The organism is Pseudoalteromonas xiamenensis, assembly GCF_017638925.1.
Classification (GTDB): domain Bacteria; phylum Pseudomonadota; class Gammaproteobacteria; order Enterobacterales; family Alteromonadaceae; genus Pseudoalteromonas; species Pseudoalteromonas xiamenensis.
Genome location: NZ_CP072135.1, coordinates 491,614 through 515,604, shown reverse-complemented (window position 1 = coordinate 515,604; position 23,991 = coordinate 491,614). Strand labels below are relative to the sequence as shown.

Below are 23,991 nucleotides of genomic sequence, written 5' to 3'. Positions count from 1 at the left end.
TAGCTTATTTTTAGGCGCAAGACGCTGCTAATTATCGTTCAAATTTAGTTTCTAAAATCACCGACGACGTGGTTCGCTCAACCCCATCTAAATTTCCAATTTCATCAAGTAAATGGCTTAGCTTTTCTAGGTTTTGTGCAGAAACAATCGCGATTAAATCGTACTCGCCGCTAATCGCATAAAGCGCAGAGATATTACTCATTTGCTTAAGTGCCAAATTCGTTTTAGTGGTCAGCTTTTGTTTAACCTTTATTGAAACATGGGCCGAAACCAACGCATTCGCATAGTCACCGCCAAATTCAACTCGATAACCTTTTATTACGCCACTTTGCTCTAGCTTGGCGATTCGATTTTGTACAGTTGCCCGAGATACTGACAATAGTTTTGCTAAGTCCGTTATGCTCATTCTTGCATCAGCGCGAAGTAAATTTAACAGCTTTTCATCTTGTTCACTTATCATATCGTCACCATTACCATTCATTTTGTAAAAATATTATCTCATTTTTATCATTTTAACACTGCAATTTTGATTAAAATGGTTCAATAATGAAAAAACTAACGCTGAGCAAATAAAAACATCTCCACTCAGCCCGTTCAAAATTATGAGGAAGTCGTCATGCAAGTAAATCGTGAGCTATTTGATCTAGTAATGGCCCCAAACTATAACCCAGCAGCGGTAATCCCAGTTAAGGGTGAAGGTTCAAGAATTTGGGACCAAAATGGCGACGAGTATATCGACTTCGCCGGTGGCATTGCGGTTAACTGTTTAGGCCACTGCCATCCAGCACTTGTAAACGCGTTAAAAGAACAAGGTGAAAAGATTTGGCACTTATCGAACGTTATGACAAACGAGCCTGCTTTACGCCTTGCGAAAAAACTAACAGACGCAACTTTCGCAGAAAAAGTATATTTCGCTAACTCAGGTGCGGAAGCAAACGAAGCAGCACTTAAACTTGCTCGTCGATACGCGATTGAAAAGTTCGGTGCAAACAAAACTCAAATTATCTCATTTGCTAAAAGTTTCCACGGCCGTACTTTCTTTACCGTAACTGTTGGTGGACAAGCTGCATACTCAGATGGCTTTGGTCCAAAGCCTCAGGATATCGTGCATTGCGATTTCAATGACATTGAGGCATTCAAAGCGTTGATCAGCGACAACACGTGCGCGGTAATGATGGAACCAATTCAAGGTGAAGGTGGTATCATTCCAGCTAATGCTGAATTCGCTCAAACAGTGCGTGAGTTATGTGATAAACACAATGCACTTTTAATTTTTGATGAAGTACAAACAGGTGTTGGTCGTACTGGTAATCTTTATGCTTATCAAGGTTTAGGTGTTACACCTGATATTCTATCAACAGCAAAAGCGCTAGGTGGTGGTTTCCCTATTGGTGCGATGATCACAACGACAGAGATCGCGAGCTATTTAAAAGTAGGCACGCACGGTTCAACGTATGGTGGTAACCCACTAGCATGTGCGGTAGCAGAAGCAGCGTTTGATACAGTAAATACGCCTGAAGTACTCGAAGGTGTGAAAGCAAAATCAGCGCTATTCCGTGAAGGACTAGAAGCGATCAACGCTAAATACAACGTATTCTCTGAAATTCGTGGTGAAGGTCTTCTTATTGGCGCTGTACTAAACAAAGACTACGATGGCCGAGCGCGTGATTTCCTAGTAGCAAGCGCAAACCATAAATTGCTTACGCTTGTTGCTGGTACAAATGTAGTACGCTTCACTCCATCATTAGTTATCCCAAATGAAGACATCGAAGCTGGTTTAGCGGCGTTTGAAAAAGCGGTTGCTGACGTGGTTAACGGCTAATTTAGATAAGACCTAAACGAGGGGTAATCTACCCCCGTTTGGAGCCTACTATGAAAGTATTAAGACCCATAAAAGCGACTGACTTCGCAGCCCTTCGAACGATAGCGGAAGAATCCGGCCCCGGATTTACTTCGTTACCGGTTGACGATGAAAAGCTACAAAGTAAGATTACGCGTTCTGAAGACAGCTTCAAAAAGCCTGTTGATTGTCCTACTGACGAAGGTTATCTATTTGTTTTGGAAGATTTCGAAACAAAAACCATACTTGGTACAACGGCAATTGAAGCAGCAGTTGGCATGGATACCCCACTGTATCATTACTACAAAAGTAAATCGGTTCACCATTCGAAAACGCTCAATGTGTACAACACCGTTGAAGTTTTAACTATGTGTAATGACTACACCGGTGCAACCGAAATTTGTACCTTGTTTTTACGCCCAGATTTTAGAAAAGGGTTAGCTGGTCGCTTCTTATCTCGCTCTCGTTTCTTATTCATGGCAGATCATCAGAGTCGATTCTCCGACACTGTCATTGCAGAGATGCGCGGTGTGAATGACGAAAATGGCCATTCACCCTTCTGGGAATGGTTGCAAGATCATTTCTTTAGCATTGATTTTCCTGTTGCCGACCACCTTGTTGGGCTTGGCAATAAAGTGTTCATTGCTGAACTTATGCCAAAGCACCCTATTTATGTGAATTTGCTCAGTGAAGAGGCTCAGTCTGTCATTGGACATGTTCACGAAAAGACCAAGCCTGCACTTAAACTGCTTGAAAAAGAAGGTTTTGAACACCGTGGCTATGTTGATTTGTTCGACGCGGGTCCAACAGTCGAGTGTCGCATGCAAAACATTCGTAGCATCAAAGAGTCGAAAGAATATCCAATCGTTATTGGTGAAGCTCGTGGTGAAGTCACTTTTGCCATAAGCAACCAAAAGCTCGCCGATTTTAGAGCGACTTACACTAAACAGGCTATTTTCGACGAAAGTAAACAAGAACTGGTTGTAACACCACAAGTGGCTGAAGCGCTTGAGCTTAAAAATGGCGACTCTGTGAGGTTTTTCGAATTATAAGTGTCTCGCGTCGTGCTTAGAAATTAAACGCGAGTCAAACTTGCAGCAAACACTGCAAACTATTAGGAAGAACATTATGCACAACAACGTAGATACACTTTTTGCAAACCTATGGGATAACTACTTATCAGTTACACCATCAGCGGTTAAAGTTCATGAGCTTTTGGGGTCAACACAACAAGACGACGTAATAAATGACCACATCGCTTTACGTACATTTAACCACTCGAAAATCGGTTTAGAAAAGCTTGCTGCGCACTTTTTAGCAGTTGGTTACAAAGAGTGTGGCGAATATCATTTCGAAGCAAAGAAATTATACGCTAAACACTTCGAACATTCAGATCCAACTAAGCCAAAGGTGTTTATTTCGGAACTACTTTTAGAACAGTGTTCTGAACAACTGCAAAGTATTATCAATCGAATGATCGACCAAATTGATCCTTCAGTTGTTGAAAACGACAACTTTTTGTACTCGGGAACACATTGGCAAGTAAGCCATGAAGAATACAAAACCTTGTTAACTGAGAGCGAATATGCTGCGTGGATGGCTGCATGGGGCTTCAGAGCTAATCACTTTACCGTTAGCATTAACTATCTGAACAACTTCGACACTATCGAATCTGTGAATCAAGCATTAAAAGACGGTGGTTTTGCATTGAATACTTCAGGCGGTGAAATCAAAGGCTCACCAGAAGTTTTGCTAGAGCAATCTTCAACGCTTGCTGATGAGTTCTCAGTGAAATTCAGCGATGGCGAATTCGCAATCCCAAGTTGCTTTTATGAATTCGCCCTTCGCTACCCTAAAGCAGACGGCGAGCTTTATACCGGTTTTGTTGCCGCTTCAGCGGATAAAATTTTCGAAAGTACTAACGCTCGTTAGTCCTTTCGTTAATGAAAGATACTCTTGTTTAGCTATCACCTTAGGTGATCCCAAAGCGGCTTAGGCCGCTTTTTTCATTTTTCTTTTCTCATTTCAACACAAATCATCTTTTTAACCCAAGACAACTTAACGCGATTATCACTGTTCAATTATCCGTCACATTACTGACTTATTTTTGATCTAAGTTGGATACAAGTGTTGTTTTAGCGACTCGTCTTGGTCAAGATAAGAGCCGTTCATAAAGTTGAAAATGTATCTAAGAAACATTCACCTAAGCCAAAAATAAAAAAATAACGACTTAGGAAGCATAAGAATCAGGCTTAGATTGCGGCTTTAATCCAGAACGTTGACCAAGGTAGGAGGTAACAATGGTTAGTCCCATTAATTTACGGAACAACAATATTTGCATTGAAGAGTTGGCTAAAGCTCACCCTGCGCTTGAAGATAAAAAGGCCTATCGGCAAGCACTTAAGTACTGGCAAAACGAACTACTCCACGTGCAGCAAGCCTATTACCATCAACAAAAAAGAGCGTTGATAGTTTTTGAAGGCTGGGATGCAGCAGGTAAAGGTGGTGCAATTCGTCGCATTACAGAAAAGTTGGATCCTCGAGGCTATGCTGTCTACCCTATTTCAGCGCCACATGAGGAGGAACAGGGAAAGCATTACCTCTACCGATTTTTTAATAAATTGCCTAGTAAAGGGTGCTTAACGATTTTTGACCGCTCTTATTATGGCAGAGTGTTAGTCGAGCGTGTTGAAGGCCTTGCAACGCACGCACAATGGCAACGCGCTTATCAAGAAATAAATGAATTTGAACGATTACTGATTGATGATGATGTAAAAGTGATCAAGCTATTTCTCCACATCAATGAAGATGAACAGCTAAAACGCTTTGAAGAGCGTCTTAATAATCCATTTAAGCGATGGAAGCTCACTGCAGAAGACGTTCGTAATCGTCAAAAGCGGGAAGATTACATTCATGCTTATAACGATATGTTTTGTAAGACCGATACAGAAACAGCTCCATGGCATATCATCTTGGCTGAACATAAATGGTATGCACGTGTGAAAATTCTTGAAACGATAGTAAGCGCACTGAGTGAAGATATCGTTGTTGCGCCCCCTGAAATCGACCGCGAAGTCGTGAAGCTCGCGAAACAACAACTCGGACTCAGCGTTAAGGAGTAATTATGGAACGCTCTACATGGTTAAAGGCAAGACTGCAGTTTGTTGATGGCAAAGCGCCAGACCAATCTATTGCTAAACACCTAAAGATGGCCACCAGCCCATTTTACTTTTTTAGAGGCAGTGCCAGCGTATTCTACGCTGATATTCATTCTAACCATTTGTCATTACCAAATGAACTGTTGAGTATACCGTTGACGACCATTATGGGTGATTGCCATGTCAGCAATTTCGGCTTCATCAGTGAAGAAGGAGCACACGGCGAAACCCTTATTTTTGCACCCAACGACTTTGACGATGCCTGTATTGGTCATGCAGCTTGGGATCTATTAAGATACCTTGTCAGCCTGCCTCTCGCGCAACAAGAAGGCGTTCGATTAAAACAAGAATTTATCAACGACCAATCACCCGACAGAGAAAAAGATCATGTAAAAGTATCTCAGGTTCAGGAAGCAATGCATGCATTCATTCAATCTTACATGGAATATTGTCAATCATCATTAGCAGGCCATATAACAAGCCAGTCGGCTCTGCTGGCGTTTAGCGAGAAGCACATTTTATTCAAACGTTGGCAAAAAGGCCTACAACGTTTAAGTGATGGTGCTGCGTTTCTAACAAAAAGTACATTAGCTAAAGAAATAGATTGCTTCTCTTTTCCACTAAAGTTCAAGGAAGACGATAGTAAGTTTCGACGTTTAGACCAGCCTACGGATGAAGAAATTAGAAACGTGTTTGCGCCTTATGTATCTGACGAAATTTTAGACATCGTTGAACGTATTGACGCAGGTACAGGGTCGAACAACATGTTACGCTATTACTTGCTTGTTGGTCCAAAACACATTACACCCGAAACACTTTCTCTTTGTTACATCGTAGAAGTTAAACAACAGCGCGAAGCTGCACCGCTACACTTTTTCCCTCAACTCTGCGTAACTAACCGCTTAAATCCAGCGCATTTAACTGTGCATTGCCAGCGCAGAATGCAAAGACGTCCAGATTTAATCTTGGATGATGCACTTTGGCAAGGACAACACTACCTAATCCGCTCACGTCATCACGCCCGAGTTGGGATTGATCCTGAGCATTTCACGCTTGGAAAACGTGCTGCGATTAAAGACGGTTTTACACAATATGCTCAAACCTGTGGAGAAGCGTTAGCACTCGCGCATATGAGAGGCGACCGTCGTTCTCTTGCGTTTCAGCAACAGGTCGTTGACGTGTTACCTAGATACATAGACAAACTGGTCGACATGGCAACAAAATACGCAGACCAAGTATCCCAAGACCATGCACTTCTAGTTGAGATGCTTTCTCACCGTATAGACGAAGCCCGTCGTACGCGAAAATTAGCTCACCGGAATAATTTTTGCTGGCTTCATGTTGAAGTGGAGTCAGCATATCTTGTCCATGGTAACGCACCGAAAAATGAAAAAGTGCAAGAGCTGGTAATTGATGCTTCTGTGCAAATTGTGCAATTCGCAGAGCATCACTGTGCCCAGTGTTCGAGCGTATTTTAATTAGATCTCGATTTGTAAACGTTGCCTCGTGTATGAGTAAATCTACACCTTTAATTGCGTCTGCTAACAAAGCTGGTTTTTCATTGTCCCCACACACAATGACTGTTCTAGGCCGCCAAGAATAGAAGGTGTAGTCTTTCGCTCTCAAAAACCGTTCATTGAAGTAAACGTCATTTCCTTTTTGTAAGGTGTTGTAATGAGGACCAGATTGAACACCATCATTTTGAAGTTGTTCAATTCGCAGTTTTCTCGGAATTTGAAGTTCTGTAATACGAAAACCATAGCTTGGTACTCGGTGTTTCAATTCGAGTATTTCAATTTCACAGCAATCAAACGTCAGCTTATTCTCTATGTATTCAATTGCATGGCAGCGTAAATCAAAAGGCAAATCAAGTTGAGTTAATGCAAGTGTCGTGCGAACAAATTGAATGACTTTCTCTGGTGCTATCAGATCAACAGCGGCTGTTCGACCGGAGACCATAATTGCAGCAATTAGACCAGGTAAGCCGTAACAGTGGTCACCATGAAGATGTGTTATTGCTATAACGCTTAAGTGGTATGGCGATAAAGAACTTTTAAGAAGTTGATGTTGTGTGCCTTCAGCGCAGTCAACTAATACCCACGCTTTTGAACGTTCAAAGCTTATCCCTGTAGCCGACATGTTTCGACTGAGACTCGGACTACCTGACGATGTGCCTAAAAAATGTATATTCACTTATTAATAACTTGAATATTGCAATGACTGCCTCTATTACAACATAAGGCATCCCAATTTGTGATCTATTTCACTTCAACGGACCTATAAAACAAGGACGATAGAAGTGGTCGCGGATGTGGCAACTAAGCCTGTTTTTATTCTTTCCAGAGGGTAAAAATCGTTTCAATAGTTCAAAAACGCTTCAAACTTCTTAACTGGAGATCTTATGAAAAATGAAATTGATAGCAAGACCTTACTGCTCGTCTACGAGCATATACAGCTCCATGGTGAATTAGTGGATGAAGGCAAAATGCTCAATGGCGTAACCGCGTTCTCAGATTTCGATGGCTACACAGTGTATTTAAAGACAAACGGCGCACAATTGCGATTTGGTTTCCACAATACCTATCATCTCGACTACGAAAAAGAAGACCAAAAATTGGTTTTCATGGATGCCATACATCGAATTAAAGATCTTGCCCTCAATGAACAAAGTCAGACGTAGACCGACGAATAGTAAAAACTTGGACTATGTGAGAGCGGCGCTTGAGCGACTAACTGCAGACCCGAGCAAGCTGTCTCAGCTTAGATGTAACTGCCAACAGTTAAAACGCGAGTACTCGTTCAACAAAGGGTTGCTCACCGCAATAGAACGCCTTGAGTGGGTATTTTGCATCGATGATGACATCGAGCGGATCACATCGCAAATATTGAATGATGACTATATCAGTAGAAAGATCCTTAAATATCCCCTACTATTTAAAGGGTTAACATAAAAAAGGCCAAAAGTTTCGCACTTTTGGCCTTGTACAACAGTATGTTTACATGGTTATTGTGTAAGCAGGTTTATGGCTTAAAACTCCATCACCACTTTTACCGAAGCATCCACAGCGTCGGTTGACACATAACCAATCGTATCGGGATTAGAACTGATTAATTTAATCACTTCTTGATCGTTCGACACTTCTTTCGGCGGCGTGCCTTTTCCTGTAAAGACGAGTTTTGACCAATACGCTTTCAACTGAGCGGCAGTCTTATTTAACACTTTCTCATTGAACTCACCTGTCGCCGCAGTACCGCTATCTTGCCCTATCGGAATTACTTTATTTCCGTTAGAAAATGCTTTTTCTTTACCCGTAAATATGCGGTTTATCGCTGCGGCATCCAATGCGCTGGTATTACTTGGATGGACAACAACCGCTACACCTGCTGACGCGCTTGCACTTAGAAGCGCTAAACTGATTAATGAATACTTGATCATCCTAATGCCCCTCTAAAATACGACGTCAACGCCAAAAGTGATTGCTTCACTGTCACCAGCCACCGCTAAGTCGAACGATTCATCTTCAACTTTGTCGTATTGCACTTTGAATGCTGCAGAAGGATGAAAATCCCAACGAACGCCTACAGCTTTTGTATTGTGTTTTTCTGTATCACCATCACCATCTTGGCTAAAGTCCGAGAACATAACGTACGGAGTAACATCACCAAAACGATAACCTGCGCTCAGCATATAGGTGTCCAAATTGCCACCGAGATCAAGTCGGTTAAATTCAGATAAAATAAAGAAATTCCCAAAATCTGCGTTGGCCGCCAGACCATAGAATTTACCATCGCGAGAGTCTTTACCATCCCACATTGACGGTTCACCATCGATGAAACGGCGGTTGGTATACTGCATGTGAGTTACGCGGATCTCTAACCAATCTTTACTAAACGTGGCGACACCACCGAAAATGTCTTCCCAGATCTCTCGTGTAGGTTTTTGAAAGAAAAAATCGGAAAGGAGTTTGTTATTCGGATCGTCTTCTTTACCAGCATAAATATTGGCCGTCATGGACCAATCGCCAATCGACCCGTTATAAAGGAAGTTGATCCCTTCATAGTTAAATATTTGCCATGTGTAGTTATCCGCTGGAGGTCTCATCCAAACGTAAGCGTACCCAACATCATAAAAGTCCGAGTAATAAAACAAAGGTAACCGTTTCTTACCTGCCTGAACGGTCCAGCTATCGTTCAACTCGTAGGATATATAAGCCCATTCGAATTCTGCGTTGTAATCGTCAGCCCCTCGAGCGACCACTTGCCCTGTAACGCTTAAGCCTTCCCCGAGCTCAGCACTTACTTGAAGACCAATAAGTGATTCTGGTTTAAACGAAAAATCTTCCGTATAAGCAGAAACTATTGGATAATCAGCAAGAAAGGTCGGTTCAACGCCGTATTGAGGCACCCCTGTTCCGTTTAATACTTTGCCTGCGTTAACACTGGCAAACCCTGAAATGTTCACGTCTGCATGCGCTGAGAGTGACGTGAGCGCAACTACAAGAAGAGAATATTTTAATTTCATTGATTGGCTCCCAATCTTTTGTTCACGTTTTGCACTGGTAAGTATAGTTAACTTTAAGAAAAAGAAAGTTTTTATTGAAAAAAGCCAAATTCTTACTAAATTTTATAGCGAACGTATGCAATTATTTCGTATGGTAATTAACATTGAAGTAACGTTACATCCTACGAGCTCGCATACAAATCGCGATCTCTGTTGTAAAAAAGGTATCTTATGTCGCAAACATCTTGGTCGTTTCGTAACTTGAGCATCACTAAAAAGATACACGCTATTACTGTTGTCGCGGTAACGGCGTTTATTGGACTTGTGCTGATCAACTACAGCTCTATGCAATCAAATCAGAAATCGTTAGGTGAGCTTGAAAGTCAAACCTATAAACTGTTGATATTAACGTTGAGCAACGTAACTGCATTCCAAAACTTGGATGAGACCTACACTCAAGCTGTTACTTTTGGGGATAGCGATCTTTTAAATAAAGCAAATCAAACAAAAAGCACGCTCGAAGAGAACCTCAAACAACTCCCTTCTTTGAATGTGGCTTTTCCAACGAATAATACGCTCGACACCCTAGGGCGCTACTCGAAGTTAGCCCATGACATCGCGTTATCGATGATTGATGGGACCGCGGATTTTGCCGTCATTCAGCAAAAAGCCAAGCAGAAAGGCGAGTTGTACGACAGCATTCTGGAAACATTAAAAGCAGATCAAAAACGTGCCGATGATCGCTTCTTTGAATTGATCGACGAAACTAAAACGAGTTCAGACAAAGCACTGACGATGATGTTCGTTGTTGCCGTTGTATCGCTCGTGATTTTGGTTAGTCTGGCCATCGCTATCGCACGAGCCATTGGTAAATCAGCAAGTGAGGCTGCAAATAACCTTAAGTTGCTTGCCGACGGTAAAGGTTCTCTTAGTTCTCAACTCAATGTCCATTCCCACGATGAAATAGGCCAGGTTTCTCAAAACTTCAACGAGTTCGTGGGGCTGTTAAAAGGGACCGTACTAGACGTAATCAACGTTGTTGAGCCACTGATGGAAAACAGCACACGTCTTGTACAAGGTATGGAAAGTGCTGAAAACGCCACTCAGCAGCAAAGTAGCGATGCGGAAGTTGTGCGTCATTCAATGGAAGAGATGAAACAAAGTGTTGGTGATATCTCACAATCAGCAGCAAGCGCATCTCAAGCCGCACAATTAGCAGAGAAAGGCGTTGATGAAGGCTTAGCTCAGATCGGTGTTTCTGTTAAGCAATCTCAAACTCTGAGTAACGAAATCGACAAAGCCGCATTAACGATTAACAAGTTAGCTGAAGATACTCAAAACGTTACGCAAATATTGAATGTTATTACCTCTATCGCGGAGCAAACAAACTTACTGGCATTAAACGCGGCAATTGAAGCGGCTCGTGCGGGTGAGCAAGGACGAGGCTTTGCTGTGGTTGCAGACGAAGTCCGTGAACTTGCTTCTAGAACAGCAAAATCAACTAACGAAATTCGCGAATTGCTAAACGTGCTAACCGTTGCAGCAAGCAATGCCGTTACCGCCATGAATGGTGCTAGAGATATGGCATCAAGCAATGCCGCGACGGCTGATGCAACAGGACGTTCCATTCAACAAATTTCTGTTCAGATCCTCGCTATCAATGGAATGAACTCTCAAATTGCAGCCGCTACGGAAGAGCAAACTTCAGTCGCGGCAATGGTTGTTGACAATGTCTCGAACATGCACCAGTCATTCCAAGATACAATGAAGGCACTTGAACAAGTGCGTGATGTCGCGAAAAACCTCCATTATCTTTCTGACTCACTACTCGACGCTACGAGCAAATTTAAGATTTAACCCATAAAAAAAGCGCTGATACATATCAGCGCTTTTTTCTAACACTATCGCTATCGACTACTTACCTTTCATCGCACTACGAACTTTAGATATTTTTGAACGCATTTTTAATCGGGCCTCCGCAGATGCCTGATTACTTGGACGATTCGTTCTACCTTTCTTATAACTTGCAGGCTTCTTATTGAGCGTATCAACTAGCTTTTCACGGCTGGCAACTTCGTATCCAGGTAGATAGTAACGCTTAATTCGCTGACCAATTAATTCTTCAATACTCATTAGCACACGTTCTTCTTCACGGCTAACGAACGAAATCGCGTGACCACTTAAGCCTGCGCGTCCTGTACGTCCAATGCGGTGAACATAGTCTTCTGCTAAGAATGGTAAATCAAAATTAATCACTCGAGGCAAACCGACGATATCAATACCACGAGCTGCTACTTCGGTTGCGACGAGTACTCGAGCCTTACCTTCTAGAAACTCTCGAAGTGCACGACGTCTTGCTCCTTGCTTTTTGTCACCGTGACATACAGTAGCAGTAATGCCATATTGCTGTAGTTCTTCAACTACCGAATCCGCAACGTCTTTCATATTGACGAAAACAAGAACCTGTTGCCAGTTTTTCTTACCAATCAACTCTGAAAGAAGCTCTAACTTTCTTGTTTGATCAACAGGATAAACAATGTGACGTACCGTTTCTGCCGTCGTATTTTCTGGGGCAACTTGAACTATTTCAGGATGTTTTAACACACTCATTGCAAATTGTTTCATTGCCGGTGGGAACGTTGCAGAAAACAGCATCAATTGGCGTGATTCTTTTACAAGCGCGATAACTTTCTGCATGTCGTCAATAAAGCCCATATCTAGCATACGGTCTGCTTCATCTAAAACAAGATATTGAACGTTCGCAAGAGAAACATTGCCTCGGGCAATATGATCATGCAGACGTCCCGGCGTTGCTACAATGATGTCAGCACCAAGTTTAAGGGCGTCTCGTTGACCCGCATGGTTAACACCGCCAAAAAGTGCAACAGTATTTAATTCAGTATGTTTTGCAAACGCTTTGAAATTATTTGCGATCTGTTCGACTAATTCACGAGTCGGCGCTACCACAAGTACTTGTGTTTCACCTTTTATATCGCTTTCTAATAAGCGCTGAATAATCGGCAACGCAAAAGCGGCTGTTTTACCCGTTCCAGTTTGTGCTGTTGCAAGGATGTCTTTATTTCGACGGATCGCAGGAATAGCCGCCTGTTGAATAGGCGTAAGTGTTTGAAAGTTTAATTCTTCTAGTGCGTCTAAAATTAAAGGAGAGAAACTAAACGATTTGAAATTCATAGGTTAAACCTGCGGCCGAGCAAATTGGCCGCAGATTATAGGACAAATTAATGTAATTGCCTAATGCCTTCTTACACTAACTTCAGTAACGTTGCATCTATTAATGACGCTTTACCACCCACAACGTCTTTTTCATTTAATGCATTTAGCAAGGCCATACCTTCTTCTTGCTGGTTCACATTAAGTGGTACATATGGTAAACGAAACACCGGTGCGACAGCGCCTGTCATTATCAATGCCGAGTTAATAGCGATTGGATTCGGCTCACAGAAAAGCCATTTCATCAGGGGCTGAAGCTGCGTATTGAGTTCCTCAGAACGGCTATCCATCAACTGACGCATTAAACCAGGTATGATGTTTGATGTGACTGAAATAACGCCATGAGATTGATATTGATGTTTTCCATCATGGGCTTCATCATCATTACCCGACCAGCACGCTATACCTCTGGATTCGTAATAACCAATTCTCTCGTTTCCTGCACATTCTTTAACGCCAATAAAGTTTTTATGTGCGGCGAGTGGCTCAATAATATCCGGCGTGAGATCTTGGCCTGTGCGACCCGGTACGTTGTATATAAATGCAGGCCCAATATCTAGTACACGCTCAAAGTGTGCTTTTAAGCCCTCTTTTGACGTACGACCGTAATAAGGGTTAATTTGAAGCGCCGCGTCCATACCACTCGCAAAACCATATTCCGTCGCTTTAATTGCTTCGCGAGTATTATTGCTTCCTGTGTTTCCAACAATCAGTAATTTACTGCCAAATTTTGAGACGCTGTGGGCAATAAGCATTAGGTGTTCTTCCCAATGCATCAACTGACCTTCACCGGTTGTACCACCGACAACAATACCATCAACACCACCTTTAATTTGCTCTTCGACGAGCTTATCAAAAGTTTTTATGTCTATTTCACCTTTCATTGTATAGGGTGTTTTGATGGCCGTGATAAGGCTTGCTTTTTTGATAGTTTGAATACTTTGCATGCGTTGGTGTTCTCTATTTCCGTTGTGGTATTTGTATCACAATCTAGGGTTATTTCCGAGTGCCAAATCAAATTGCCTTCAAAAAATGCTTGATAAAAATAACGGTTCGATTCAAACTACAAACACTGTATATTCATCCAGTGTTCAACATGAGCCTAACGAATTATCTATCTAACCATTTTTACACTGAAAAAGAATTATGTGATCTGTTGCGTCTTGAACAAACCGAACTTGCAAGCTGGCAAGCAAATAAGCTCTTTCCTAAACCAAGTTATTGTATTCAGAACCAGATAAAATGTAGTTCCTACCTTGGTTTTTACGAGTGCGAGGAATTTAGAGACTATTATCCTAAGGGCGCATACCAATGGGGTCAGTTAATACAAAAACACAAAGTGACACAGGCGTCTCATGCATATGAAATCTTCGCACAACAATACTCAACTGTATTGGCAAAAATTGTTCAGCAAGGTGTGCAATGCCTAAGCGAGGCATTTAATGAAGAGCTCGATGAGCATATACAGCAATCGTGGCAACAGTTTTTATGCAGTAAATATGGCGTGATTAGCCAAAACGGGTTAGTTGAGGAAGTCGTTTATATTGACCTAGGCAGGGTTCTGGTGGACGAAATTACTGAAGAACGAAGCAAAACATCACTTCAACTAGAGGAACGGGCGTTATTAATTAAAGCGCTGAAACTTTTAAATCGGGGCCTCAGTCATAATGCCGCTCACGAAAAGCATGAGTCACTCCGCTATCACTATGTTGACGCTATTTTACAAAAATACGATCTATCTATTCGTTAACGGTTCGCTCGAATTGTGCTCTCAGTATTTCAAATGCTTTGAGCACTTTTAACTTATCGTCACATAATGCATCGTACCATTGGTCGAAAACTTCGTCGTCATCTTGCTCACTCATCACCTGATATTCTACAAGTAACATAACGATGTCACTGTGTGTACAACCTAGATTATCAAGTGTCTCGATTATCGGTATTTGATTGTTTTGTTTTAGTTGCGCCAATACTTCGTTGTCTATATTTTCGTTAGAACTTCCCATGTTATCCTCAACCAATTCGCACGACATAATCTACTTATACCAAGAATTTTAGGAATAGCTAGAGCCAGAATGTCCGTTTGGTCATTACGTAATCGAAATGTGAATTTTTGGTGTTTTCTTCGACGACAATGGACTGTTCTATTTTATTTAAAATTTAATCGCCATCGCTCTAATGTCGAATTATCCAACAAACATGGGCGCATTAAAAAGCCCTGAGTGTCATCGCATTCAAGGCTTACGTAATCTGAATTGAATCTACAAGAGTTTAGGGTATTACTTCCCGAATAGGAGTTCCCAAAAACTAGGTGGTTCGTGCAATTTATGATATTCCTTTCTTAACGCATCAATTTTCAAAGCGTGCTCTTTTGCTTTATCAAGTTCACCAGCCTTTAGCATAGGTATTAATTCATCTAATTGCTTTTTTACCTGGTTTAAGCCTTCAAATGATTTGTCTTTTAACTCTGGTTTAAATCCAAGCACTTTACTCTTTTCAATGAGTAATTCCATTTCAGAAATGGCGTTGAGCGCTTCATCGGTGGTTTTGGCTTTCATGATTTGTTTGTAACTGAAACCAATTTTCTTCATGGTTTCATTAAGCTCACTCGTTTGGCCATTCGCATAGACAAAAGAAGAACCGATGAGTAAAAAAATTAAAATGCAGAATTGAGAAAATCGATTTGACATGGTACCCCCAAAAATTCAATCGCATTATATCCGAAACATTGGCCATGGAAAATGCTACACTACGTGTAAAGGGGCTTTACATTCGAGGTACAATGAAATTTTACGAGATTTTTATCTGTTTTGTTTTATGCCTATATAGCTCGCTGGGTGTCGCTCAGACGTCGGTAATTTTTATCAATCCCGGATTTGTTGCCAACAACCCTACCGGTCCATTTTGGCAAAACGTTTCAACGGTAATGGGTGCAGCCGCTAAGGACCTCGATATCGCTTTGAAAATTCATTACGCCAATCGCGATCATATTCAAATGAAAAAGCTCGTATTGGATGCGCTAAACGAGTCTCCTGACTTCTTAGTTTTGGTAGATGAAAAATCTGCCGTTACCAAGTTGCTGTTATCCAGCCCACCGTCAAAGACGAAAATATATTTTTTGCTTAATACACCAACCAGTGTTGATTTAGAGCGCCTCACACGAAAAGGTTTTAATGTGGTAGGCAGTGTAATTGCGGATAACACGCACGTTGGCAAAGCCCTCATCACCTCATTAATTGAGAAAGCCAAGCAATCTAAAGGGACGATAATCGCACTATATGGAGACACCTCGACACAAGCTTCTATACTGAGAGAACGAGGCATGTTGTCGGTTATCAACCGTCAACATGGGCTAAAACTGAGAGAAAGGCTATACGCTAATTGGTCTGAGCTCGAAGCCTACAGACTTACTCACGGTCTCGCACAACGTTATCCAGATCTCAGTATTGTATGGGCAGCCAACGATGCGATGGCGGCAGGTGCGGACAGAGCTTTAAATCAATTAGGAATTCGAGAAAAAGTCGCCATCGGCGGTATAAATTGGGATCCTCAAATAGAACAATTAGACATTAGCTTTGGCGGGCATTTTATGCTTGGTGCCTATGCACTCATTGAGCTAATAAACCTACAAGATCAAGGTTCTCTTGTTTCGCCACATAAAGAGTTGCCCATTTTTGTACCATATAATGAAGACTACCAAAAACTGCTTCATGCAATTTACCTTAAACAAATCGACACCATCAATTTTAGAGTATTTACCAACTCTGCGGACTCAACCCTTCCATTTAATATGAACACTATTCGACTTGAATTCGAAAAAAACTTTTAGTCTTTTTTTGGCTAACATTCGACCAAATTACCCGATTTAGAACCACTTTTTAGCATGAAGCACACCTAATGTTGCTATTGCAACATTGTTAATTTTATCGCTAAAACCCTCTCTAATTTCGTATATTGACAGCGCTATCATTAACACCTTAAATACATACCGTTAACAACATGTAAAGAGAGTCAATACTATGAAAAAGCAACATCGAATGATTAACCGATCGGTATTATCTGGCACTATTGCAGCAGTACTCGCTTGTGCTCCTGCATTTCAAGTAATGGCATCAGATAACCATAGAGTTATCGTTACAATGCCAACGGTTACATCACAAAATGCTCGCGCATCCACGGAGCAGATGTTCCGTAAGAACGTTACAACGTTGGCAAATTCTATAAATGCTGATGTCTTAAACACCCTTCCAAGTGTAAATGCGGTGGTTTTGGATCTAACCCTAGAACAGCAACAAGCTCTTATTGCCAGTGGGGCAGCCGTTAATATTGAAGAAGACCCTAAGCGATTCTTGATGGCAGAAACATCGCCCTATGGGATTGCCATGACACAAGCAAATTTAGTCAGTGATTCACTCAGCGGAAACCGTAAAGTGTGTATTATGGATACCGGCTACACGCTAGGACACGAAGACTTGCCAAACGCAGGTATAACAGGAAATGATGGCTATGGTTCAAATGATACTGGCAACTGGTATCATGATGGTAATGGACACGGAACGCACGTCGCGGGGACTATTGCAGCAATTGGCGGTAACAGTAAAGGCGTTGTGGGTGTAAACCCATCAGGTCAGCTTGGTCTTCACATTGTAAAAGTATTTAACGATCAGGGTAACTGGGCGTATGGTTCAGATCTCATTAAAGCGATTGAACAATGCGAAGCTGCAGGTGCAAATGTCACAAGCATGAGCTTGGGTGGAAGTGGCAGCTCGACAGCAGAACGTCAAGCATTTGAGCAAAGCTACGCGCGTGGAATGCTACATATTGCCGCGGCAGGCAACAGCGGTAACAGCAGTTTAAGCTATCCTGCATCTTATGACGCTGTCGTTTCTGTCGCCGCTGTCGATAGCAATGAAAATAAAGCGTCTTTCTCGCAATACAACAATCAAGTTGAAATTGCGGGTCCAGGGGTGGGTGTCAATTCTACATGGAATGACGGTGGCTATAAGTCAATCAGTGGTACTTCGATGGCGACACCCCATGTCTCGGGCGTAGCTGCACTCGTTTGGAGCCAGTTCCCAGAGTGTTCTAACCAACAAATCCGTAATGCGCTCAACGCATCTGCTAAAGATAAAGGCGTAGCGGGTCGCGACACTTCTTATGGTTACGGGATTGTGCAGGCGAAAGCGGCGGTTGACTATTTAGCGCGCAATAAATGTGGTGATGTTCAAGACCCTGTCGTATCTGACTTTACTTATTCAGTACAAGGTCTATCAGTCAGTTTTAACAACAAATCAGCCAACGCAACAAGTTACAGCTGGACATTTGGTGACGGACAACAAAGCACACAAGCAAATCCATCACATACCTACGCTACGTCAGGCAACTATACAGTTACATTAACAGCTTCATCAAGCGAAGGTTCTGCGAAAAAGTCGATGGTCGTGACGATTAAAGACGGTGGCGATACAGGTGGCTGTATTGGGATTAGCCCATGGGATGCAAATAAAACATACCGAATTGGTGATCGTATTTCATATAACAACTTTGAATACGAATCCATTTGGTGGTCGCGCGGTGCTCAACCAGATATTTTCTCAAACGTCTGGAAGAAAGGCAGCAAGTGTAACTAAGGTAAAATTGAGGACTCTGCCCCCAAATCTGAACTTATAAAAGTTCTTGCTATTAAACTATACATCAATCACCAACAAACAAACGCAGACAACTAACGCAAAGCACAAAAACAACTGTTTTCGCGTAATTTGTTCAGACAACAACCAATACCCGACTCCCAACGCGGATACAACACCCAGCCCTCGCTTAGTTGCTTCCACAATACCTGGATGTATTTCTTGAAGCGCGTTAAGTTGAAACACAATTGCTCCAACAAAAATACCCGCACCAAAGAGCACCTGCGACAACTTTCCGCTCTGCGCGATGGTTAACTTTGGTCTTAGAAAAAACCAGTTTAAGGCAAGTATGCAAACAGATAGAAAGACCAAATGAAAGCTGATTGCTGCATATTGCAGTGCCACTTTATCAAACACGATACACAAGCCCCAACTGAGGGCCGTTATGCATGCGGGAATAAACCCTGAAGTCCGCAAATTTAGGCTGTTAGTTCCCATCAGTGCACAGCCAACGGCAATACAAACAACCATACACCAATCTAACCAAGTAAGCGCGTCATTTAACACAAGCCAGCCTGCTATGCCGGATATAACAGGCGTAACACACAAAATAGGAATTACCTTAGAGATGTCACCGCGTTGTAACGCATTTAGGTATTGCACACTGCCAAGTGCTGCCAGTCCACCACTTATAGTCGCTGGTACAAGATAGTCCCTCCAGACTGGTACTGCCGCACCTTCTACAACCCAATAGAGTATATACAAAGGCAGTGCAACAAGAGTGAAAAGCACCGTTAGCTGCGCAGGACTCAAACTTTTCGTGAGCGTCTTTCTGATATAATCGAATGCAGCCCAACAAAATGCACTAAGTAACAAATAGAGCAACGTACTCTTCCTCCACACTAACTGCCTACACCGATGCTAACTCAAATTAAACGTTCCTGACACAGCGGAACAAATACAAATAAACATTAGTTATTTAAAAATCGAACATTGTTCAAATGAAAGAATAAAAAAAGGCCCGAAACGGGCCTTTGCGGTGAGAACACCTATGCATTATTGATTATGTGATTAGCTTGCCGCTTTTAACTCGTTTGTCGGCTTTCCATTAACGTCTAACAAGTTTAAATCATAATCGAACTCATCAACACGGATCGCACGCTCACGTTTCACGTTGTAATCTTGTAGTTTTGCGTATTCCGCTTCATTGATAACACCAGCTTGCAATGCGTTATCTAATGTTTCTGCGAAACGTACGCCTGAACGAATCGTTTTTGCACGAAGCGCTTTTTTGACTTTGCCAAGCAAATCCAAACATGCCATTTTAGCTTTATAGGCTTGTTCATTAATGTCATGACCGTCACCAGGCATTGGCATAACTAAATGCGTCAGCTGCGATTTAAAGGCCGTATCCATTTGTGCCGCTTGAGCCAATTCGCGGATCAAATCGTCGCTAATAGCCGGCATTTTATGGCTAAAGTGTAAAGTAATCACACGCATAAACTTACGTGTAAATGATGCTGGGAAGTTGTCTAAGAACTTATGTAATGCTTCTTCCGCACTTTGTAACGCAAAGCGAGTTGCGTAGTGGAAATAAGGTGCCGCACTTGCTCTGTCTTCTGCTGATACTTTTTGCTCGTAGTAACGAATAGAAGCCATTGCGGCGTACAAGAAACTCATCACATCACCAAGACGCGCAGACAGCATTTCCGCTTGCTTAAGTTTGCCACCTAATACAAGTAGAGAGAAATCTGCGTATACGGCCAGTTTAGCGGCGAGCTTGTGCACAGCCTTTTCATATTGACGCACTTCTGCAAGAGAAGATTTGCTACCTGCTGTAAATGGCAATAAGCCTAAACGGAACGCACGGAGACTGTTGCCTACACTGTAGCCAACTGTTTTACGCAGAATTCGGTTAAACGTTTTATCTGCGTCTTTTTCTTCGCTGTGGATCGCTTCAACCATTGATTGAAGGTATGGATGACAACGCATCACACCTTGACCAAAAATCATAAGGTTACGAGTAAGAATGTTCGCGCCTTCAACTGTAATTGCGATCGGTTGCGCTACATATCCACTCGCTAGAGTGTTTTGCGGACCGTTCTGAATCGCTTTACCCGCTTGAATGTCCATAGCATGGTTTAATACTTCACGGCCAATTTCGGTCATGTGGTATTTAGCAATTGCTGTAACAACCGATGGCTTAAGGCCTAAACCAAGACCTTCGGTCGTCAATACACGCATGGCTTCTTGCAGATAAGTTTTACCTGCGATGTCTGCTAATTTTTCTTGAATACCTTCGAATTGGCCAATAGCAAGACCAAATTGCTCACGCACAGCGGCGTACTCAGATGCACCTTTCAACGCAACTTGTGCAGTTGAAACCCCTAGCGCAGGAAGTGAAATACCACGACCAGCACCCAAACAGCTTACAAGCATCTGCCAACCACGGCCAATGTTCTTTTGACCGCCGATGATAAAGTCCATCGGGATGAACACTTTTTCACCACGAGTCGTACCGTTGTAGAAACGGATCCCCATTGGATCATGGCGATTGCCTAGCTGAACACCAGGGTAATCGTGTGGAATAAGCGCACAAGTAATACCTAAGTCTTCTTTTCCACCAAGTAACTGTTCTGGATCGAACACTTTGATAGCAAGGCCAAGCACAGTCGCTATCGGTGCAAGTGTGATATATCGCTTGTCCCAAGTTACTTCAAGGCCAACAACTTCTTCACCATTGTACATGCCTTTTTTCACGATACCGCGGTCAGGAATACCACCTGCATCAGAACCAGCTTCAGGCGAAGTCAATGCAAAACAAGGAATGTCTGTTCCAACAGCAAGTCGAGGAAGGTAATAATCTTGTTGCTCTTTAGTACCATAGTGGAGCAGTAACTCACCTGGGCCTAACGAGTTAGGTACCATCACTGTAACAGCAACAGCTGAAGATTTAGTCGCAATAGTTCCTACAATTGTACTGTTTGCGTAAGGACTAAATTCGCGGCCACCGAAAGACTTTGGAATAATTAGAGAGAAGAAACGCTCTTTCTTCAAAAACTCTAAAATATGTTCAGGTAAATGCTGACCATTTTGTATAACTGAGTCGTCTATCATGCCCATTAGTGTTTTCACTGGGCCATCTAGGAATGCTTGTTCTTCAGCGGACAGTGTCGCCGCAGGGACATCGCGCGACGCGCTAAAATCAGGTGTACCTTGGTAGATACTTCCTTCTAACCAAACATCACCCGCATCGAGTGCTTCTTGTTCTGTAATTGAAATGCTAGGTAATACTTTTCGTAATTGTGTTCTTAAGCTCATAATCCAACTCATCCGACCAGATTGATATAGCTACATTACGGCATAAATTTCCGATTAGATCAATTACTCTATCAAAAAAATTAACGATTATTTCATCTTAAATACGCTATCACTATGTATTAATTGATAAAATTAGTAGTGTACAGATGTACGCTGAATGGTAATTTGGACGTCATTAGAAGGGATAATTACTAACTTTGCATTAATATGTTAGGTTATAAATCGACCACCAAGACGATTTATGCTCTTTCTTTGCTAAAACTCGGCATACTTTGCTGAACACAATTCTACCAAGATTGAAGGAGCAATCACGACTTCTACTCCCCGCTTCCCCGCACTAACGTATATTTTTTCTTCCGTCGCTGCGGTGACATGCAGAAGCGTTGGTAAACGTTTTTTTTGTGCAAATGGGCTTATTCCACCGACCAAATACCCAGTTGTGCGCTCAGCAATTTTAGGATCAGCCATAGTGGCTTTTTTTCCTCCAGCACATTGTGCAAATCGTTTAAGGTCAACTTGATTCGTGCACGGTGTAACCGCAACATGAAGTTTCCCATCAACGTCAACTAGCAAAGTTTTAAACACGATAGCTTCGGCTATCCCCAATTTTTGAGCTGCCTCTTTAGCAAAATTCATGTTGTTTTTGTCGTGTTCAAACTCAACGACGGTAAAATCATACTTAGACTTTTTTAGTAGATTTATTGCTGGTGTCATACTTTTCCCTGTTTCTACATCGATAACCTAGAATTTAAAAACCACTAGACTAAAGTCTAATAACACCAGCTTAATCATCCTACCGAAAGCAAATTTCAACGCGCCTCGGGATGATAAATCTATTCCACTGGTGGGAGGTTGCAGTTATGAAGTCTCGAATTGTGTTTATCGCAAGCTGTCTGCTTCTAGTACTATCCACTTTGGCATTTTTAACGGATGAATACAATTTGTGGGATCAAAATTTAGCCTGTGACGCAAAATGTGGTGCGCTAGGTTGTAAAGGCGGTAAGTTAATGCGTAGCGAAGAAAATCTCACGGTTGCTTGTAAATGCAATGGTGAACACGACTATTTATTATTGATAAATTAAAACGGCGCAGAATGCGCCGTTTGTGTGTTGACCGTTTTTTGTTTGCTGATTTATTTGGTTAAATCATCAAAAAACTTTTTAACACCATCAAAGAAACCCTGTGCTTTCGGGCTGTTTTTGCTGCTGTCGCCACCCATACTTTCTTCAAACTCACGTAGTAATTCTTTCTGACGTTCATTCAAATTAACAGGTGTTTCGATTACAACTTTACAGATCAAGTCACCAACCATGCCACTACGAACCGATTTAACGCCTTTTCCGCGCATACGGAACATTTTACCCGTTTGGCTTTCCGCTGGTATTTTTAATTTTGCTCTACCGTCTAGTGTAGGGACTTCAATTTCCCCCCTAAAGCGGCTGTAGAGAAGCTGATGGGTACTTCGCAATACAGGTTGTTGCCGTCGCGCACAAATATAGGGTGTTCTCGTACTGTAACTTGCACGTACAAGTCACCCGCTGGGGCGCCACTGACACCGGCTTCACCTTCACCAGATAAACGGATACGATCTCCTGTATCAACACCAGCTGGAATTTTTACAGACAACGTTTTCGTTTTCTCTACGCGACCTTGACCATGGCATTTGTCGCATGGATCAGAAATAATCTGACCAGTACCCGAACACGTAGGACACGTTTGCTGTACAGCAAAGAAGCCCTGACGCATTTGCACTTGTCCAGCACCGTGACAGGTCGTACACGTTTTTGGCTTAGTACCAGGTTTTGCGCCGCTACCATCACAAGGCTTACATGAAACCCAAGTTGGTACTTTAATTTCGACGTCTTTACCGCGAACCGCTTCTTCTAGACTTAAATCAAGGTTGTAACGGAGATCCGCACCACGTTGCTGGCGCGATTGTCGGCGACCGCCTCCAAAAATATCACCGAATACGTCCCCAAAGATGTCTCCAAAGTCAGCGTGTCCACCGCCAAAGCCACCTTGACCACCACCTTGTTCAAACGCAGCATGGCCGTATTGATCATACATCTGGCGTTTTTTATCGTCAGTCAGGACTTCGTAAGCTTCTTTCACTTCTTTGAATTTCGCTTCGAGGCTCGGTATCACCCGCGGTTCTGTCTGGGTGGTACTTCATCGCAAGTCGTTTGTACGCTTTTTTAATGTCGCGTTCACTTGCGTCTTTGCTTACGCCCAATACTTCGTAATAATCACGTTTTGACATTGCTATCACACAACTTATTAATTCTGTTGCGCAGTGTGCCTGCACAACGCCCA

General features: G+C 42.3%; 22 protein-coding genes and 2 pseudogenes. 12 read left to right on the top strand and 12 right to left on the bottom strand.

The window, feature by feature from the left end; all coding sequences use genetic code 11:
• Nucleotides 1–31 precede the first annotated feature (31 nt).
• Entirely contained in the window at nucleotides 32–460 is a 429-nt protein-coding gene (locus tag J5O05_RS20055) for an Lrp/AsnC family transcriptional regulator (RefSeq protein ID WP_208844726.1), read from the bottom strand.
• A gap of 156 nt (nucleotides 461–616) precedes the next feature.
• On the opposite strand from J5O05_RS20055, the gene J5O05_RS20050 reads away from it, so the two are divergent.
• The 5 genes from J5O05_RS20050 (at nucleotide 617) to J5O05_RS20030 (ending at nucleotide 6,476) form a co-directional block, all read left to right on the top strand.
• Entirely contained in the window at nucleotides 617–1,822 is a 1,206-nt protein-coding gene (locus J5O05_RS20050) for an aspartate aminotransferase family protein (protein ID WP_208844725.1), read from the top strand.
• Nucleotides 1,823–1,872: 50 nt separating this feature from the next.
• A complete protein-coding gene (astA, locus tag J5O05_RS20045) occupies nucleotides 1,873–2,892 on the top strand; it encodes an arginine N-succinyltransferase (protein WP_208844724.1) in 1,020 nt (339 codons plus the stop codon).
• 76 nt (nucleotides 2,893–2,968) lie between these two features.
• Nucleotides 2,969–3,772: a DUF1338 domain-containing protein gene (locus J5O05_RS20040; protein ID WP_208844723.1), complete on the top strand. Its 804-nt coding sequence runs from the start codon at nucleotides 2,969–2,971 to the stop codon at nucleotides 3,770–3,772.
• Between the two features lie 368 nt (nucleotides 3,773–4,140).
• A complete protein-coding gene (locus J5O05_RS20035) occupies nucleotides 4,141–4,962 on the top strand; it encodes a polyphosphate kinase 2 family protein (RefSeq protein ID WP_208844722.1) in 822 nt (273 codons plus the stop codon).
• A gap of 2 nt (nucleotides 4,963–4,964) precedes the next feature.
• The gene (locus J5O05_RS20030) at nucleotides 4,965–6,476 is read left to right on the top strand and encodes a DUF2252 family protein (protein WP_244370105.1); all 1,512 of its coding nucleotides are present in this window, start codon (nucleotides 4,965–4,967) and stop codon (nucleotides 6,474–6,476) included.
• Nucleotides 6,477–6,801: 325 nt separating this feature from the next.
• Here the strand turns inward: J5O05_RS20030 and J5O05_RS22170 are convergent.
• Nucleotides 6,802–7,137, bottom strand: a pseudogene (locus J5O05_RS22170) (MBL fold metallo-hydrolase); the annotation flags it as partial.
• Between the two features lie 262 nt (nucleotides 7,138–7,399).
• Here J5O05_RS22170 and J5O05_RS20020 point away from each other — a divergent pair.
• Both J5O05_RS20020 and J5O05_RS20015 read left to right on the top strand, forming a co-directional pair.
• Nucleotides 7,400–7,678 (top strand): DUF3081 family protein, encoded by a 279-nt coding sequence (locus J5O05_RS20020; protein WP_208844720.1) that lies wholly within the window; start codon nucleotides 7,400–7,402, stop codon nucleotides 7,676–7,678.
• Entirely contained in the window at nucleotides 7,659–7,949 is a 291-nt protein-coding gene (locus tag J5O05_RS20015) for a hypothetical protein (RefSeq protein WP_208844719.1), read from the top strand. The genes J5O05_RS20020 and J5O05_RS20015 overlap by 20 nt, the downstream gene beginning before the upstream one ends.
• Nucleotides 7,950–8,026: 77 nt before the next feature.
• On the opposite strand, the gene J5O05_RS20010 is transcribed toward J5O05_RS20015, so the two are convergent.
• Both J5O05_RS20010 and J5O05_RS20005 read right to left on the bottom strand, forming a co-directional pair.
• Nucleotides 8,027–8,434, bottom strand: coding sequence for a type 2 periplasmic-binding domain-containing protein (locus tag J5O05_RS20010; RefSeq protein WP_208844718.1), 408 nt, complete (start codon nucleotides 8,432–8,434; stop codon nucleotides 8,027–8,029).
• A 12-nt stretch (nucleotides 8,435–8,446) separates the two neighbouring features.
• Nucleotides 8,447–9,520, bottom strand: coding sequence for a porin (locus tag J5O05_RS20005; protein WP_208844717.1), 1,074 nt, complete (start codon nucleotides 9,518–9,520; stop codon nucleotides 8,447–8,449).
• A 210-nt stretch (nucleotides 9,521–9,730) separates the two neighbouring features.
• Here J5O05_RS20005 and J5O05_RS20000 point away from each other — a divergent pair, with 210 nt between their 5' ends.
• Entirely contained in the window at nucleotides 9,731–11,356 is a 1,626-nt protein-coding gene (locus J5O05_RS20000; RefSeq protein ID WP_208844716.1) for a methyl-accepting chemotaxis protein, read from the top strand.
• A gap of 57 nt (nucleotides 11,357–11,413) precedes the next feature.
• Here the strand turns inward: J5O05_RS20000 and J5O05_RS19995 are convergent, their stop codons facing one another.
• Nucleotides 11,414–12,691: a DEAD/DEAH box helicase gene (locus J5O05_RS19995; RefSeq protein WP_208844715.1), complete on the bottom strand. Its 1,278-nt coding sequence runs from the start codon at nucleotides 12,689–12,691 to the stop codon at nucleotides 11,414–11,416.
• Between the two features lie 71 nt (nucleotides 12,692–12,762).
• Entirely contained in the window at nucleotides 12,763–13,677 is a 915-nt protein-coding gene (gene dapA, locus J5O05_RS19990) for a 4-hydroxy-tetrahydrodipicolinate synthase (protein ID WP_208844714.1), read from the bottom strand.
• Between the two features lie 149 nt (nucleotides 13,678–13,826).
• Here dapA and J5O05_RS19985 point away from each other — a divergent pair, with 149 nt between their 5' ends.
• On the top strand, nucleotides 13,827–14,480 hold the full coding sequence (locus tag J5O05_RS19985; protein ID WP_208844713.1) for a DUF6058 family natural product biosynthesis protein: 654 nt from the start codon (nucleotides 13,827–13,829) through the stop codon (nucleotides 14,478–14,480).
• Here the strand turns inward: J5O05_RS19985 and J5O05_RS19980 are convergent.
• Together J5O05_RS19980 and J5O05_RS19975 are read right to left on the bottom strand one after the other, a co-directional pair.
• Nucleotides 14,470–14,736: a hypothetical protein gene (locus tag J5O05_RS19980; RefSeq protein WP_208844712.1), complete on the bottom strand. Its 267-nt coding sequence runs from the start codon at nucleotides 14,734–14,736 to the stop codon at nucleotides 14,470–14,472. The two genes, J5O05_RS19985 and J5O05_RS19980, sit on opposite strands and share 11 nt — an antisense overlap.
• A 273-nt stretch (nucleotides 14,737–15,009) precedes the next feature.
• Complete coding sequence (locus J5O05_RS19975; protein ID WP_208844711.1) at nucleotides 15,010–15,420, bottom strand: cytochrome b562; 411 nt, start codon at nucleotides 15,418–15,420, stop codon at nucleotides 15,010–15,012.
• 92 nt (nucleotides 15,421–15,512) lie between these two features.
• Between J5O05_RS19975 and J5O05_RS19970 the strand changes: the two genes are divergently transcribed.
• Both J5O05_RS19970 and J5O05_RS19965 read left to right on the top strand, forming a co-directional pair.
• Nucleotides 15,513–16,559, top strand: coding sequence for an ABC transporter substrate-binding protein (locus tag J5O05_RS19970; RefSeq protein WP_208844710.1), 1,047 nt, complete (start codon nucleotides 15,513–15,515; stop codon nucleotides 16,557–16,559).
• 190 nt (nucleotides 16,560–16,749) lie between these two features.
• Complete coding sequence (locus tag J5O05_RS19965) at nucleotides 16,750–18,360, top strand: S8 family serine peptidase (protein ID WP_208844709.1); 1,611 nt, start codon at nucleotides 16,750–16,752, stop codon at nucleotides 18,358–18,360.
• Nucleotides 18,361–18,417: 57 nt separating this feature from the next.
• On the opposite strand, the gene J5O05_RS19960 is transcribed toward J5O05_RS19965, so the two are convergent.
• The 3 genes from J5O05_RS19960 to ybaK form a co-directional block, all read right to left on the bottom strand.
• Entirely contained in the window at nucleotides 18,418–19,242 is an 825-nt protein-coding gene (locus J5O05_RS19960; protein WP_208844708.1) for a DMT family transporter, read from the bottom strand.
• A gap of 186 nt (nucleotides 19,243–19,428) precedes the next feature.
• Nucleotides 19,429–21,690, bottom strand: a complete 2,262-nt coding sequence (locus tag J5O05_RS19955) for an acyl-CoA dehydrogenase (protein WP_280117701.1) — start codon at nucleotides 21,688–21,690, stop codon at nucleotides 19,429–19,431.
• Between the two features lie 243 nt (nucleotides 21,691–21,933).
• On the bottom strand, nucleotides 21,934–22,392 hold the full coding sequence (gene ybaK / locus J5O05_RS19950; protein ID WP_208844706.1) for a Cys-tRNA(Pro) deacylase: 459 nt from the start codon (nucleotides 22,390–22,392) through the stop codon (nucleotides 21,934–21,936).
• 146 nt (nucleotides 22,393–22,538) lie between these two features.
• Here ybaK and J5O05_RS19945 point away from each other — a divergent pair, with 146 nt between their 5' ends.
• Nucleotides 22,539–22,760 carry a hypothetical protein gene (locus J5O05_RS19945; protein WP_208844705.1) on the top strand — a complete coding sequence of 74 codons (222 nt, stop codon included), beginning with the start codon at nucleotides 22,539–22,541 and terminating at the stop codon, nucleotides 22,758–22,760.
• A 50-nt stretch (nucleotides 22,761–22,810) separates the two neighbouring features.
• Here J5O05_RS19945 and dnaJ read toward each other — a convergent pair.
• A pseudogene (dnaJ, locus tag J5O05_RS19940) lies at nucleotides 22,811–23,938 on the bottom strand (molecular chaperone DnaJ).
• Between the last annotated feature and the right edge of the window lie 53 nt (nucleotides 23,939–23,991).

What these genes read in the sequence shown, in the direction of transcription:
- J5O05_RS20040 (WP_208844723.1), top strand. Translation starts at nt 2,969, where the DNA reads ATGCACAACAACGTAGATACACTTTTTGCAAACCTATGGGATAACTAC.
- J5O05_RS20010 (WP_208844718.1), bottom strand. Translation starts at nt 8,434, where the DNA reads ATGATCAAGTATTCATTAATCAGTTTAGCGCTTCTAAGTGCAAGCGCG.
- J5O05_RS20050 (WP_208844725.1), top strand. Translation starts at nt 617, where the DNA reads ATGCAAGTAAATCGTGAGCTATTTGATCTAGTAATGGCCCCAAACTAT.
- J5O05_RS20005 (WP_208844717.1), bottom strand. Translation starts at nt 9,520, where the DNA reads ATGAAATTAAAATATTCTCTTCTTGTAGTTGCGCTCACGTCACTCTCA.
- J5O05_RS20000 (WP_208844716.1), top strand. Translation starts at nt 9,731, where the DNA reads ATGTCGCAAACATCTTGGTCGTTTCGTAACTTGAGCATCACTAAAAAG.
- J5O05_RS19965 (WP_208844709.1), top strand. Translation starts at nt 16,750, where the DNA reads ATGAAAAAGCAACATCGAATGATTAACCGATCGGTATTATCTGGCACT.
- J5O05_RS20035 (WP_208844722.1), top strand. Translation starts at nt 4,141, where the DNA reads ATGGTTAGTCCCATTAATTTACGGAACAACAATATTTGCATTGAAGAG.
- J5O05_RS20055 (WP_208844726.1), bottom strand. Translation starts at nt 460, where the DNA reads ATGATAAGTGAACAAGATGAAAAGCTGTTAAATTTACTTCGCGCTGAT.
- astA (WP_208844724.1), top strand. Translation starts at nt 1,873, where the DNA reads ATGAAAGTATTAAGACCCATAAAAGCGACTGACTTCGCAGCCCTTCGA.
- J5O05_RS19945 (WP_208844705.1), top strand. Translation starts at nt 22,539, where the DNA reads ATGAAGTCTCGAATTGTGTTTATCGCAAGCTGTCTGCTTCTAGTACTA.
- J5O05_RS19975 (WP_208844711.1), bottom strand. Translation starts at nt 15,420, where the DNA reads ATGTCAAATCGATTTTCTCAATTCTGCATTTTAATTTTTTTACTCATC.
- J5O05_RS20020 (WP_208844720.1), top strand. Translation starts at nt 7,400, where the DNA reads ATGAAAAATGAAATTGATAGCAAGACCTTACTGCTCGTCTACGAGCAT.
- J5O05_RS20030 (WP_244370105.1), top strand. Translation starts at nt 4,965, where the DNA reads ATGGAACGCTCTACATGGTTAAAGGCAAGACTGCAGTTTGTTGATGGC.
- J5O05_RS19980 (WP_208844712.1), bottom strand. Translation starts at nt 14,736, where the DNA reads ATGGGAAGTTCTAACGAAAATATAGACAACGAAGTATTGGCGCAACTA.
- dapA (WP_208844714.1), bottom strand. Translation starts at nt 13,677, where the DNA reads ATGCAAAGTATTCAAACTATCAAAAAAGCAAGCCTTATCACGGCCATC.
- J5O05_RS19955 (WP_280117701.1), bottom strand. Translation starts at nt 21,690, where the DNA reads ATGAGTTGGATTATGAGCTTAAGAACACAATTACGAAAAGTATTACCT.
- J5O05_RS19970 (WP_208844710.1), top strand. Translation starts at nt 15,513, where the DNA reads ATGAAATTTTACGAGATTTTTATCTGTTTTGTTTTATGCCTATATAGC.
- J5O05_RS19995 (WP_208844715.1), bottom strand. Translation starts at nt 12,691, where the DNA reads ATGAATTTCAAATCGTTTAGTTTCTCTCCTTTAATTTTAGACGCACTA.
- J5O05_RS20015 (WP_208844719.1), top strand. Translation starts at nt 7,659, where the DNA reads ATGAACAAAGTCAGACGTAGACCGACGAATAGTAAAAACTTGGACTAT.
- J5O05_RS19985 (WP_208844713.1), top strand. Translation starts at nt 13,827, where the DNA reads ATGAGCCTAACGAATTATCTATCTAACCATTTTTACACTGAAAAAGAA.
- ybaK (WP_208844706.1), bottom strand. Translation starts at nt 22,392, where the DNA reads ATGACACCAGCAATAAATCTACTAAAAAAGTCTAAGTATGATTTTACC.